The sequence below is a fragment of the Bradyrhizobium sp. 153 genome (assembly GCF_023073835.1).
In the GTDB taxonomy this organism is placed as follows: domain Bacteria; phylum Pseudomonadota; class Alphaproteobacteria; order Rhizobiales; family Xanthobacteraceae; genus Bradyrhizobium.
In genome coordinates this window covers 155,333-168,402 of sequence record NZ_JADPKH010000152.1, presented here as the reverse complement: position 1 = coordinate 168,402, position 13,070 = coordinate 155,333, and the positions used below count along the sequence as shown (strand labels likewise).

Here is a 13,070-nt window from a genome sequence, read left to right as displayed (position 1 = left end):
GCGACGCTTGATCCTCGTCGAGCCCGGTACCGGCAGCTTGAAGGGACGTTGACCAAAGTCAAGGACTGGCCACCATCTCGTTCCAGAGGGTAACCTGATTGCGGCCGGACTGCCGTCCGACGCATCTGGATGTGCCAGCAGGAATGACAGACGAGTCCGCGACCCAGGACCGGATCTTTGCGGCTCTCACCAATTCCGCCACGCATCCGGGTGTGAGGCGGATCGATACGCACGCAGCTTCGGTGTTTCTCGACGGCGACCGCGCGCTGAAGATCAAGCGGGCCGTGCAGTTTCCGTTCCTCGACTATTCGACTCTCGACAAACGCAAGGCGGCCTGCGAGGAGGAGATCAGGATCAACCGGCCGCTGGCCCCGCAGATCTATCATCGCGTCGTGGCGATCACGGAGGAGCCGGATGGGTCGGTGCAGATCGGCGGCCCCGGCCGGCCGATCGAGTATGCGGTCGACATGTCGCGCTTCGACGAAAGCCAAACGCTGGATCATCTGGCCAAGGCCGGTCCGCTGGATGACGATCTAGCCTCCGCCGCCGCCGACGCGATCGTGGCTTCGCATGCGGCGGCAGGCCACTTGGACGGCAGGGCTTGGATTTCCTCCATCCCTGGTCTGATCGATGGCAACAGCAATGGCCTGGACAATCATTTTGACGCTGAAGAAATCGCGCAGCTCGGCAGAGCCTCGCACGCGATGTTCCTGCGCCTCCGCACCTTGCTTGAAGCGCGCAGCCACCGCGGCTTCGTGCGGCGTTGCCACGGCGACCTGCATCTTGCGAACATCGTCTTGATCGGCGAACAGCCGGTCCTGTTCGACGCCATCGAGTTCGATGCCAAGATGGCAACAGTCGACGTGCTCTACGATCTCGCATTCACGCTGATGGACCTGTTGCACCACGATCAAGCACGCGCGGCCAACGTTGTCTTGAACCGATATCTCGCTGCGACGCCAAACGACAATCTCGACGCGCTCTCCGTCCTGCCGCTGTTCATGTCGATCCGGGCGGCGATCCGCGCTCAGGTGGCGCTGGCACGGCTGAAGCCGCCGCGTTCTGACGACCCCGGCACCCTTGACGACGCACGGCGCTATTTCGGCCTCGCCCGGATGCTGATCCATCCTCCCGCTCCGCGCCTGATCGCGGTCGGGGGATTGTCCGGCACCGGAAAGACGGTTTTGGCGCGCGCGCTCGCACCAATCGTCACGCCACAGCCGGGGGCGATCGTGCTGCGCAGCGACATCGTCCGCAAGCAGATGTTCGGGGTCAAGGACACGCAGCCGCTGCCACCATCCGCATACACGCCAGAGGTCACGGCCCGCGTCTACGACACCTTGGCTCAGTACGCCCGGCGGGTGCTGGCGCAAGGCCATTCGGCGATCATCGACGGTGTCTTCGCCGCCGAGGAGGAACGAGACGCGATCGCCGCACTGGCGCGCGAGCGCAACGTGCCGCTGAACGGCCTGTTCCTCGTCGCCGACCTCGCGACGAGGCAAGCGCGTATCGGAAGCCGCCGGGGAGATGCATCCGACGCCACGCAAGAGGTTGCCGCGCAGCAGGAGCGCTATAATATCGGTCATGTCGGTTGGGCGACCATCGATGCATCCGGGACACAAGAGCAGACGCTCCAGAGCTGTCGGGACGCAATCACTGAGGGCAAATAAGGCAATCTGATTGACGCGGGCAAGGATGGCGCGACCCAGCACGACCTCGACGGCCGCCCGCGCAATGCCGGCAATGCGGCGCAATGCACTGCCCGGCCGCCTCAGTCCCAGCATGGCCTGCGACACGGCGTTCCGGATCATCGCCCGCCGTCACCTCGATGCCGTTCTCGCCCAGCATGACGGCACTTGCCGCGGCGATCCCGATGCCCTGCACCAGATCCGGATCGCGCTGACACATCTGCGCACCGCCATCCGCTTCTTCTCGCCGATGGTCGACGATGCGCTGCGCCCGAATGTCTGGGCCGAACTGAAATGGCTCAACAGCCAGCTCGGCATGGTGCGTGACCTCGACGTGGCGATCGAGCGGCTCGTCGCCGAGACTGGCGACGAGCTCGCCGTGATCGCCGAGCTCCGGCACTGGGACGAGAAGCGCGCCGAGAGCCACCGCCTGCTGGCGCGCGCGCTGCAATCCGCGCGCTATCGCCGCCTGGTCGAGCAGACCTCGGCCTGGATCGAGAGCGGCCCCTGGTCGACTCATCGCAGCAAGGAAGCCATCAGATTGCGTCGCTGTTCGCTCGCCGAGCATGCGACGGCGCAGCTGGCGGCGTGGGAAAAGACGCTGCTCAGGAAGGCGCGGAAGCTGAGCAACCTTGACGTCGAGAAACGGCACAAGCTGCGGCTGCTCAACAAGCGGATGACCTATTCGATCGAATCGCTCGCGGATCTGTTCACCGACGGGGCGGCGACGAAGCAGAAGTCCATGCTCAAGCAATTGCGCAAGGCGCAAAAGTCTCTCGGGCAATTGAACGACGATGCGCGAGGGCAAGCGCTGGCGGCCGCGCTGAACGGTGCCGGTCTCGAGGCCGCCGCTCGCTTTCTCAACCGCAAGCGGGAAAAGAAGCTGCTGCAAACCGCCGCGGCGGCCTACCGCAAACTGGACAGGGCCAAGCCCTTCCGCTCCTCCGACCTCGCGCCGAACGCAGAGCCTGAGAATTAGGTGTGAGGCAGTCGGTCATCTCGGTTAGCCCCGAGATCAGCATCGTCGAGACCGCGAACATCATGCTGAAGCGGCATGTCAGCGGCCTTATGGTCGTCGTCGATACCGGCAAGCTGGTCGGCGTCGTCTCGGAAGGAGATTTCATCCGTCGTAGCGAAATCAGCACCGGAGGCAGGCGCGGGCGCCGCCGGACGGCCGAGCTCAGCGAGGAATGACGGCGGTGGCCTCAATTTCGACGCGCGCCGCCTTCTCGACGAGACGGACCACCTGGACCAGGGCCATCGCAGGATAGTGCGCTCCGAAGACGTCGCGGTAGGCCCTGCCCAGCTCCTTCAGATTGGCCAGGTATTCGTCCATATCGACGACATACCAGGTCAGGCGCACGAGGTGCTCGGGCCGTGCTCCGGCTTCGGCCAGGATCGCAGCGATGTTGCTCAGGGTCTGGCGTACCTGCGCGACGAAGCCGTCCGCGAGGCGCTCTTCGGCATCCCAGCCGATCACCCCGCCAGTGACGACGATCCGCCCGTCAGCAGCCATGCCGTTGGCATAGCCCTTCGGCATTGGCCAGCCAGATGGCTGGAGGATCTGCGCCTTGGGGCGGATTTCCTGCTCGGCTGCTGTCGGCAGCACCGCGAACTGCGGGCCTTTTGACGTCACGGACAATTCTCTATCCTTCTCTCATTCCGCAGCGACGCCTGAGGACGCCGCTGCAGCCTGCGCCAGCTGACGCAGGGCAAAGCGCTTCAACTTGCCGGTCTCGGTTTTTGGCAGTTGCGCAACGAATTCGATCGCGCGCGGATATTTATATGGCGCGATCTCGCGTTTGACATGCTCCTGCAATTCGGTCACGAGCTGCGCGTCCGGCGTCACGCCCGGCGCGACGACGACATAGGCTTTCACGATCATGCCGCGCGCCTCGTCCGGCGCGCCGACCACCCCGCATTCGGCGACCGCCGGATGCGTGAGCAGCGCCGCCTCGACATCGGTTCCTGCGATGTTGTAGCCGGCCGACACGATCATGTCGTCGGAGCGCGACTGGTACCAGAAATAACCGTCGCCATCCATCACATAGGTATCGCCGGTGATGTTCCAGCCGTTCTGGACGTATTTCCGTTGTCGCTCATCGGCAAGATAGCGACAGCCGGTCGGGCCACGCACGGCGAGACGACCCATCGTCCCCGGCGGCACGTCACGGCCTTCATCGTCGACGATCTTGGCCTCATAGCCTGGCACCGGCTTGCCGGTCGCGCCTGGGCGAATCTCGTCCTCGGTCGCGCTGATGAAGATGTGCAGCAATTCGGTCGAACCGATACCGTCCATCAGCTTGATGCCGGTGGCCTTCAGCCAGGCCTCGAATGTCGGCTTGGGCAGCGTCTCGCCCGCGGAGACGCATTTGCGAAGCGAGGAGATGTCACGGCCCGCGAGCTTGCCGAGCATGGCCCGATATGCGGTCGGCGCAGTGAAGCAGACCGTGATCTTGTACTGCTCGATCGCATTCAGAATGTCGTCCGGCGTCGTCTTCTCCAGCACCACGAAGGAGGCGCCAATATGCATCGGAAACAACACGCCGCCGAAGCCGAAGGTGAAGGCGAGCGGTGCCGAGCCGACGAAGCGATCCTTCCGCTCGGCGCGCAAGATGTTGCGCGCATAGCCGTCGCAGACCGCCAGCATGTCCCGGTGGAAATGCATGGTGCCCTTGGGATCGCCTGTCGTGCCCGAGGTGAAGGCGATCAGGCAGACGTCGTCGGAGGGGGTATCGACAGCCCTGAACTCGGGGCTCGCATCCGCGATCAGCGCTTCGAGCGATTCGGCCGCGCCATTGCCCCAATAGACCACGTGCTTGAGGCCGGGCGCCGCGGCCTTCGCCTTCTCCATCTCCTCGGAGAGCTTTCCGTCACACAGCGCGAGCCCGATCTCCGCCTTCTGGATCGGATATGACAGCTCCTTGGCCCGCAGGAGCGGCATGGTCGCCACGACGATGCCGCCGGCCTTGATGACCGCGAGATAGGTCGCGACCATCATCGGATTGTTGGCCGAGCGCAGCAGCACGCGTCCGCCGGTCACGAGACCCAGCTTGCCGACCAGCACATTGGCGATGCGGTTCACGAGCGCTTGCAGCTCGCGATAGGTGTAGCTGACCGCAGGACTGATGACGCAAGGCGCATCGCCGTGGCCTTGCTCGACCCAGCGATCGAGGAAATAGCTGACGCAGTTCAATCGCGCGGGATAGCGCAGCTCCGGTCGCGTGAAGATGAATTCGGGCCAGAGCTCGCGCGGTGGCAGATATTGCCGCGCGAACGTATCGACATGGGCCGTCGCAGTATTGCCGTCACATGAGCCCGACACTTGACCCTTGGCAGCGTTGGCCATCGCACGCTCCTTTCAGCATGGATTGCACCCGGCAGCACGATCTGGAAAACATTTTAGGCTTAAAGCAATTTGGTGCAATAGCGGATTCTGGGCATTCCTTGCTTTTTGCTGCGGCAAATGGGGTCGGCGGCCCGTCCCGGCCGCCTACGGCCGGCTGCGCGCGGCCGATTTCTGCGCCGACGCCTTGGTCTTGGCCAGGAGCCGCATCAATTCCCGCACATCCTTCGGCGTCAGATCGGCGAAGAGGTCGGCAATCCAGGCTTCGTGTTCCGCAGCCATCCTGCGAAACTCGGCGCGCCCGAGTTTTGTGAGGCGGATCACTTGGACGCGGCGGTCCGTCTCCGAGGTACGCCGATCGAGGTGACCGGATTCAACCAGACGCTCGACAAGGCCGGTGACGTTGCCGTTCGACACCATCATGCGCTTGGAGACGTCGGACAGCGTCATGCCGTCCGGCGCCTTGTCGAGCTGCGCCATAAGGTCAAACCGAGGCAGCGTGACGTCGAACCGCTGCCGCAACCGGCCGCGGACTTCCCCTTCGATCAGGGTCGTGCAGGTCAAGAGCCGCAGCCACAGCCGAAGCTCTTCGGCATGGTCCTCCGGCGTTTCCACGGCCTTGGTTTCGGAATCGAGCATGTTGATGCAGTCACTCACGGCCGGCATTGGCGCCGGCACAGATTCCCCAACGTTTTGAGCTTCAAATAAATCGGAGCCGGCCGCAAGTCCAAAGCTGCAACAATCGACCGCAGGTCAATTTCTTTAGGCTTCAAATAATTGGCGCGCCGCTTGCATGCGCTGCTGCCCGCAGGATGCGACGTCTTGAGCTCGGCTTGCCGCGGCGGCCATCATCGGCATAAGCTTGGATTGGAGTACGCGGCTTGCAGCGCAAGCCGATCGTCATGAAGGACAGATCATGAAGACGCAAATGACCTTGGCCGCAGCCGCCATGCTGCTCGGCACCGCGATGAGCCCTGCCCTCGCCCAGGAGAAAATCAAGCTCGGCGTGGTCGTAACCCTGTCGGGACCTGCCGCTGCGCTGGGCCAGCAAGTCCGTGATGGCTTTGCGCTCGCGGTGAAGGATCTCGGCGGCAAGATGGGCGGCCGCGATGTCGAGGTGATCGTCGCAGACGACGAATTGAAGCCCGATGCGGCGGTGACCAAGGTGAAAGGCCTGCTCGAGCGCGACAAGGTCGACTTTGTGGTCGGCCCGATCTTCTCCAACATCCTCCAAGCGATCCACCGGCCCATTACAGAATCGAAAACCTTTCTGATCAGCCCCAATGCCGGTCCGTCGACGTTTGCCGGCAAGGACTGCAACCCGTTCTTCTATGTGACGTCTTATCAGAACGATCAGGTCCACGAGATCCTTGGCAAGGTCGCGCAGGATCGCGGCTACAAGCGCATGTACCTGATGGTCCCGAACTATCAGGCCGGCAAGGATTCGGTGGCGGGCTTCAAGCTCGATTACAAGGGCGAGATCGTCGAGGAATCCTACATGCCGCTGAACACGCTGGACTTCCAGCCGGAGCTTTCGAAGATCTCCTCGAAGAAGCCCGATGCGCTGTTCACGTTCATGCCGGGCGGCCTCGGCGTCAACCTCGTCAAGCAATACCGGCAGGCAGGGCTCGCCGATACCATCCCGGTGCTCTCGGCCTTTACGGTGGATGAATCGACCTTGCCGGCGCAGCAGGACGCGGCCGTCGGCATGTTCGGCGGCGCGAACTGGGCGCCCAATCTCGACAATCCGCAGAACAGGAAGTTCGTTGCCGCCTATGAGGCCGCCTACAACAGCGTGCCCGGCACCTACGCCTTCCAGGCCTATGACGCCGCCATGCTGATCAACAGCGCGATCAAGGCCGTGAAGGGCGACCTCTCCAACAAGGAGGCAGTCGCCGCCGCCTTGAAGAAAGCCGATTTTACCTCGCTCCGCGGCGCCTTCAAATTCAACACCAACGGCTATCCGATCCAGGATTTCTACCTGACCAAGGTCGCCAAGCGTCCGGACGGCAAGTTCCAGACCGAGATCGTGCAGAAGGTCTTCGAGAATTACGGCGACCGCTATGCCAAGGACTGCAAGGCGGCGAACTAAGGCATGATCCGGAAAAGTGCGCAGCGGTTTTCCGAAAAGATCATGCTCAACCATAACCTAAAACCGTATCGCGTTACGGGAGGACTGCAATGAAGAGCGAAATCACCGGCATCACTCGGGCCAATGAGGGCATCCAGGGCATTTCCTGGAACATCCTTGGCCAGACCTATGTGCCGAAGAGCTACGCCGAAAACAGCTTCTCCTGGCATGCGACACTGCCGCCGGGCACGTTCGTGCCGCCGCACATTCACCCCGATCAGGATGAGTATCTGTACATGCTGGAGGGCAAGCTCGATTTCATGCTCGGCAATTCGGAGGCGCAGGCGACCGCGGGCGACCTGATCCGCCTCGGCATGGGCGTGCCGCACGGCATCTTCAACAAGTCGGAGCAGACCGCAAAGGTGCTGTTCTGGGTGTCGCCGAGCCGCAAGCTGTTCGATCTGTTCTGGGGGCTTCACAACATGAAGGAGCAGAAGCCCGAGGACGTGGTGGCGATGGCCGCCGAGTTCAACATCCACTTCCTGCCGCCGCCGCCTGGCGGCTAGCCGCGTCTTTTAAGCGCGCACCGCCGCAAGTCCCGGCACTGCGGCGAAGCCTGCCTTGGTGGCGTAGCCACGCACGATCGCTTCGCGCTGAGAATAGCTCAGGACGTTCTCGACATTGTCGAAGCCATCAGGCGCAAGCTGCTCGACGGCGTCGATGACGCCTTCGGGACCGCCGCGCCGGTTGGAGCGGACGATCTCCGTCGTCATCGGCAGACGCTTCTTCTCGTACTCGACCAGCGCCTGGCGCGGATGCTCGGCGCGCACCAGTGCATCGGCAAGGCAACGCGCATCGAGGATCGCCTGCGAGGCGCCGTTCGAGCCAACCGGATACATCGGATGCGCGGCGTCGCCGAGCAGCGTGACGCGCCCGGACGACCAATAGGGCAAGGGATCGCGGTCGCAGGTCGGATATTCGTAGAATTCGGGCGTCGCCGAGATCAGGCTCTTCACGTCGATGTAGGGGACCGAGAAGCGCGCGACATGCGGCATCAGCTCCTCGCGGCGGCCCGGCCGCGACCAATCTTCTTTCCGCGGTGGGGGTGCATTGCCTTCGCCCACCTTGACCAGCACCGCCCAGTTGGTGAGCCGGCTCGCCGGGCTTGATCCTTCCGCTATCGGATAGATCACCACCTTGGCGTTGAGACCGCCGGCCACGATCATGGATTTGCCGGTGAGGAACAGCGGCCAGTCGCGGGCGCCGCGCCACAGCATCAGGCCGTTCCAGCACGGCGGCCCCTCATTCGGGAACAGCGTGTCGCGGACGCGCGAATGGATGCCGTCGGCACCGATCAGGATATCGCCGCGCGCGGTGTGGACATGGGCGCCGACCCGATCGAAGAAATAAGCGGTGACGCCGCCCTCGTCCTGCGTGAAAGCGCCGAGCCGGCGGCCGGTGTGAATCGCTTGCTGCCCGAGCCGCTCCTCGACGGCGCGATGAATGACGCCCTGAAGGCGGCCGCGATGGATCGAGAATTGCGGCACGTCGTGGCCGGCGTCGATGCCGCGGGCTTCGCGCCAGACCTCCTGGCCGTGGCGATTGAGATAATAGAGCTGATCGGTGCGGATCGCCACCTCGTCGAGCTTCTGCAACAGGCCGAGCCCCGCCAACTCGCGCATGGCATGCGGCAGCGTGTTGATCCCGACGCCGAGCTCGCGAATGGTGTCGGCCTGCTCGAAGATCTCACAATCCAGGCCTCGCGAGCGCAGCATCAATGCCGTGGTGAGACCACCGATACCGCCACCGACGATAATCGCCTTCATCGCCCTCACTCCACTCGAAACACAGGCAATGGGTTAAGGTCGCACGGGCGGTCACTCCGCCGCAAGCGGCTTTGTCGCCTCCGCCTTGAGCTCGGCCCGGGTCTTGGGCTTAGCCTTAATTCTCAGCTCCTCGAGGTCCTCCCGGTCGCGAACGCTGTTGCGGAAAATCTGATCTTTTCCGGGCAGATATTGCGGCGGGCAGAACACGTCGTTTGCCCCGTACCAGGCTGCCGCCTTCATGGTGAAGAACGGGTCGACAAGATGCGGACGGCCGAGCGCGACGAGATCCGCCCGGCCGGCGGCCAAAATGGTGTTGGCCTGATCCGCCGTCGTAATGTTGCCGACGCACATGGTGGCCACGCGCGCCTCGTTGCGGACCTGGTCCGAAAAGGGCGTCTGGAACATGCGCCCGTAGACCGGCTGTGCGTCGCGCACGGTCTGGCCGGTCGAGACGTCGACGAGATCGACACCAGCCTCCGCAAAGGCGCGCGCGATGGCGACGGCATCATCGCCAGTGATGCCGCCATCAGCCCAGTCGGTTGCGGAGATGCGCACCGACATCGGCTTGTGCGACGGCCATGTCGCGCGTAGCGCCTCGAAGACCTCGAGCGGGAAACGCAGACGGTTGGCGAGCGAACCGCCATAGTCGTCCGTGCGGGTGTTCGTGAGCGGCGAGATGAAGCTCGCGAGCAGATAGCCGTGGGCACAGTGCAATTCGAGCATGTCGAAGCCGCAGCGCTCGCCGCGCTCGGCCGCCGCGACGAAAGCGTCCCTCACCGCCTTCATGCCGGCACGATCGAGCTCGCGCGGCACCTGACTGTCGGGGAAATAGGGCAGCGGCGATGCCGAACAGACCTCCCAACCGCCCTGCTCCAGCGGCCGGTCCATGCCGTCCCACATCAATTTGGTCGCGCCCTTGCGGCCGGCGTGGCCCACTTGCAGGCAAATTTTCGCGGCCGAATTGCCGTGGACGAAATCCACGATGCGCCGCCACGCGGCTTCCTGCTCGTCGTTCCAGAGACCGGCGCAGCCGGGCGTAATCCGGGCATCGCGGCCCACACAGGTCATCTCGGTGAAGATCAGCCCGGCGCCGCCGATCGCACGCGAACCGTAATGCACCAGGTGGAAATCGGTCGGCACGCCTTCCTTGGCCGAATACATGCACATCGGCGATACCACGGCGCGATTGGCAACCTCCATCTCGCGCAAGCGGAAGGGTTGGAACAGCGGCACGCTCGGTTTGTCGATGTCGACATCGAAGCCGCTGCTGCGCACCTGCCTGGCGAACGTCTTTTCGACCTCGGCCACAAAATCCGGCGCGCGGAGCTTGAGGTTGTCGTAGGTGATTGCCTTCGAGCGAGTCATGACACCGAAGGCGAATTGCACGGGATCAAAATCCCAGAAGCGGTCGACGTGCTCGAACCAAACCAGCGAGACGTCCGCGGCATGCTGCGTCTTTTCGACCTCCTCGCGGCGGCCGTTCTCATACTCCGCCAGCGCCGCCTCGATGCTGGGCGCCTTCTCCATCGCTTCGGCCAGCGCGATGGCGTCTTCCATCGCGAGCTTGGTGCCCGAGCCGATGGAGAAATGGGCGCTCGCCTTGGCGTCGCCGAGCAGGACCATGTTGTCCTTGACCCAGCGCTTGCTGCGGATCATCGGGAAGTTGCGCCACATCGAGCGGTTGGTCAGCAGCTTGTGCCCATCGAGGAACCAGCCGAAGATCTCCGCCATCCGCGCGGCGGACTGAGCCTCGTCCAGCCCCATCAGCCCGGCGCGCGCAAACGTCTGCGGATCAGTCTCAAAAATCCAGGTCGAATGCCCGGCCTCATACTGATAGGCATGGGCGATGAATGGCCCCCACTCGGTTTCCTGGAAGATAAAGGTGAAGGCATCGAGCGGCCTTGTCGACCCCATCCAGGCGAACTTGTTGGAGCGGACGTCGACCTCGGGCTGGAAGTGATCGACGTATTTCTCGCGGAAGCGGCTGTTGATGCCGTCCGCGAGCAGGATGAGATCGACATCGGCGAAACGGGATTCGTCGTCGATATCCACTTCGAAATGCAGGGAGACGCCGAGCTCGCGTGCCCGCTCCTGAAGAATCAGCAGCAGCTTCTGCCGTGAGCAGCCGCAAAAGCCGTTGCCGCCGACCCGGTGCACCGTGCCGCGGAAATGCACGGCAATGTCGTCCCAATAGGCGAATTCCTGAGTGATGCGGCGGTAGCTCGGAAGATCGTGCTTCTCGAAATTGTCCAGCGTGGCGTCGGAGAACACGACGCCAAAGCCGAAAGTGTCATCGGCTCGATTGCGCTCATACACCGTGACTTCGGCGCCTGGGCGCTGCTTCTTGAGCAGGATCGCAGCGTAGAGACCCGCAGGTCCGCCACCGATGATCGCGATTTTCATGGGAGCCTCGCCAATTCACCTGCAAACTATTTTAAGCCTAAAATAATTTCGCGCAAGCCCCCGTCGCTGGTCTGGCCCCGTACAGACGGTTATCCTAGTCGCCCCTGAAGACCGGCTTCACCTTGTTAGCGAAAGCCTCGAAGGCGCGCTCGAAATCGGCCGTCGTCATGCACAACGCCTGCGCGACGGCTTCCGCCTCGATCGCCTCTTCCACCGACATCGCCCATTCCATCGCCAGCATCCGCTTGGTCATGGTGTTGGCGAAGGTCGGCCCTTCCGCGACCTGCTTGGCCAGCAATTGCGCCTGGGGCAGCACCTGCTCGGGCGTAACGAGGCGGCTGAAAAAGCCCCAGCGCTCGCCCTCCTCCGCGGTCATGAACCGGCCGGTGTAGAGCAGTTCGGAGGCGCGTGACTGACCGATGATCCGCGGCAGGATCGCGCAGGCGCCCATGTCGCAGCCGGCAAGGCCAACCTTATTAAACAGGAACGCGACCTTTGTGCCACTCGCCGCGAGGCGCATGTCCGACGCCATGGCGATGATCGCCCCAGCGCCGGCGCAGATGCCCTCGACGGCAGCCACGATCGGCTGCGGGCAGGCGCGCATCGCCTTGACGAGGTCGCCGGTCATGCGCGTGAAGGCCGTCAGCCCCTTGGTGTCCATCTTCACGAGCGGGCCGATGATCTCGAACACGTCGCCACCAGACGAGAAATTACCGCCAGCGCCGGTGACGACGATGGCCTTGACCGCTTCGTCGAACGCGCAGGCGCGAAAGAAATCGGTCAGTTCCCGATAGCTTTCGAAGGTGAGCGGATTCTTTCGTTCGGGGCGATTGAGCGTAACCGTCGCAACACCATCGACCACCGCCAGCAGGAAATGCTGCGGCGAGTAATCTGCAAGCGGTATGGTGACGGGATTGGCTGGTCTGCTCATGCGATCTCCTTAGCTTCCTTGTTCCGCGCCTGCGCCACACACGCTAGATTTCACCGCCCGCAACCGCGATCGCCTGCCCGGTGATCGCGCCGGCACCCTCGCCACACAGCCACAGCACGGCATCGGCCACCTCTTGAGGCGTGATCAGCCTTCCTTGCGGATTATGTTTGGCGAGCTCGGCAATCGCCTGCTCGCGGGTTCTGCCGGTCTTCGCCATGATGTTTTCGATACTGCCGGCGACGAGATCGGTGTCGGTGAAGCCGGGACACACTGCATTCACGGTCACATTGCTTCCGGCCATCTCGAGAGCGAGCGAACGCACGAGACCGACCACGGCGTGCTTGGCCGCGGCGTAGGCGCTGACATAGGCATAGCCCTTGAGCCCGGCCGTGGACGCAACTGCGACAATGCGGCCATAGGGGCGGTCTTTCATGCCCGGTAATACACCGCGGATGGCATGGACCACGCCCATGAAATTGACATCCATCATGCGGCTGAACAGAGCGCTGTCCGACTTCGCGAATGGCGCCGATTCAGCACTGCCTGCGTTGGCAACCAGGATGTCGATCGGCTTGCGCGTACTCGCCTCAAGGATGGCGGTCTTCAATGAGGCTTCATCAGAGACGTCGGCAACAGCCGCGAAATGCGCCGCGCCTGCGTTGACGGCCCCTGCAAGAGTCGCGGCATTCCGACCGAGCACGGTCACGGTCGCGCCGGCACCGACAAGCGAGGCCGCGATGGCACGGCCGATGCCGCGACCGCCGCCGGTCACCAGCGCGTGCGGCGAATGCGGCAATCCGGACAT

The 13,070-nt window shown here is 63.5% G+C and carries 11 protein-coding genes and 1 pseudogene; 5 read left to right on the top strand and 7 right to left on the bottom strand.

What is annotated here, in order from left to right; all coding sequences use genetic code 11:
- Nucleotides 1–143: 143 nt before the first annotated feature.
- From IVA91_RS34610 to IVA91_RS34600, 3 genes and pseudogenes are all read left to right on the top strand, one after another.
- Nucleotides 144–1,670, top strand: coding sequence for a bifunctional aminoglycoside phosphotransferase/ATP-binding protein (locus IVA91_RS34610; protein ID WP_247460598.1), 1,527 nt, complete (start codon nucleotides 144–146; stop codon nucleotides 1,668–1,670).
- A 25-nt stretch (nucleotides 1,671–1,695) separates the two neighbouring features.
- Nucleotides 1,696–2,667, top strand: a complete 972-nt coding sequence (locus tag IVA91_RS34605; protein WP_247460596.1) for a CHAD domain-containing protein — start codon at nucleotides 1,696–1,698, stop codon at nucleotides 2,665–2,667.
- 2 nt (nucleotides 2,668–2,669) lie between these two features.
- A pseudogene (locus IVA91_RS34600) lies at nucleotides 2,670–2,849 on the top strand (CBS domain-containing protein); the annotation flags it as partial.
- Nucleotides 2,850–2,868: 19 nt separating this feature from the next.
- Here the strand turns inward: IVA91_RS34600 and IVA91_RS34595 are convergent.
- The 3 genes from IVA91_RS34595 to IVA91_RS34585 form a co-directional block, all read right to left on the bottom strand.
- On the bottom strand, nucleotides 2,869–3,330 hold the full coding sequence (locus IVA91_RS34595) for a RidA family protein (protein ID WP_247460592.1): 462 nt from the start codon (nucleotides 3,328–3,330) through the stop codon (nucleotides 2,869–2,871).
- 15 nt (nucleotides 3,331–3,345) lie between these two features.
- Nucleotides 3,346–5,037, bottom strand: coding sequence for a benzoate-CoA ligase family protein (locus IVA91_RS34590; protein ID WP_247460590.1), 1,692 nt, complete (start codon nucleotides 5,035–5,037; stop codon nucleotides 3,346–3,348).
- A gap of 144 nt (nucleotides 5,038–5,181) precedes the next feature.
- Nucleotides 5,182–5,700 (bottom strand): MarR family transcriptional regulator, encoded by a 519-nt coding sequence (locus IVA91_RS34585; RefSeq protein WP_247280608.1) that lies wholly within the window; start codon nucleotides 5,698–5,700, stop codon nucleotides 5,182–5,184.
- 250 nt (nucleotides 5,701–5,950) lie between these two features.
- Between IVA91_RS34585 and IVA91_RS34580 the strand changes: the two genes are divergently transcribed.
- Together IVA91_RS34580 and IVA91_RS34575 are read left to right on the top strand one after the other, a co-directional pair.
- Nucleotides 5,951–7,126, top strand: coding sequence for an ABC transporter substrate-binding protein (locus IVA91_RS34580; RefSeq protein WP_247422131.1), 1,176 nt, complete (start codon nucleotides 5,951–5,953; stop codon nucleotides 7,124–7,126).
- An 89-nt stretch (nucleotides 7,127–7,215) separates the two neighbouring features.
- Nucleotides 7,216–7,671: a cupin domain-containing protein gene (locus IVA91_RS34575; RefSeq protein ID WP_080136282.1), complete on the top strand. Its 456-nt coding sequence runs from the start codon at nucleotides 7,216–7,218 to the stop codon at nucleotides 7,669–7,671.
- A 9-nt stretch (nucleotides 7,672–7,680) separates the two neighbouring features.
- Here the strand turns inward: IVA91_RS34575 and IVA91_RS34570 are convergent, their stop codons facing one another.
- From IVA91_RS34570 to IVA91_RS34555, 4 genes are all read right to left on the bottom strand, one after another.
- On the bottom strand, nucleotides 7,681–8,931 hold the full coding sequence (locus tag IVA91_RS34570) for a flavin-dependent oxidoreductase (protein ID WP_247460588.1): 1,251 nt from the start codon (nucleotides 8,929–8,931) through the stop codon (nucleotides 7,681–7,683).
- Nucleotides 8,932–8,982: 51 nt separating this feature from the next.
- Nucleotides 8,983–11,334: a bifunctional salicylyl-CoA 5-hydroxylase/oxidoreductase gene (locus IVA91_RS34565; RefSeq protein ID WP_247460586.1), complete on the bottom strand. Its 2,352-nt coding sequence runs from the start codon at nucleotides 11,332–11,334 to the stop codon at nucleotides 8,983–8,985.
- 94 nt (nucleotides 11,335–11,428) lie between these two features.
- Entirely contained in the window at nucleotides 11,429–12,265 is an 837-nt protein-coding gene (locus IVA91_RS34560) for an enoyl-CoA hydratase family protein (protein WP_247354505.1), read from the bottom strand.
- A 43-nt stretch (nucleotides 12,266–12,308) separates the two neighbouring features.
- Complete coding sequence (locus IVA91_RS34555) at nucleotides 12,309–13,070, bottom strand: SDR family oxidoreductase (protein WP_247460583.1); 762 nt, start codon at nucleotides 13,068–13,070, stop codon at nucleotides 12,309–12,311.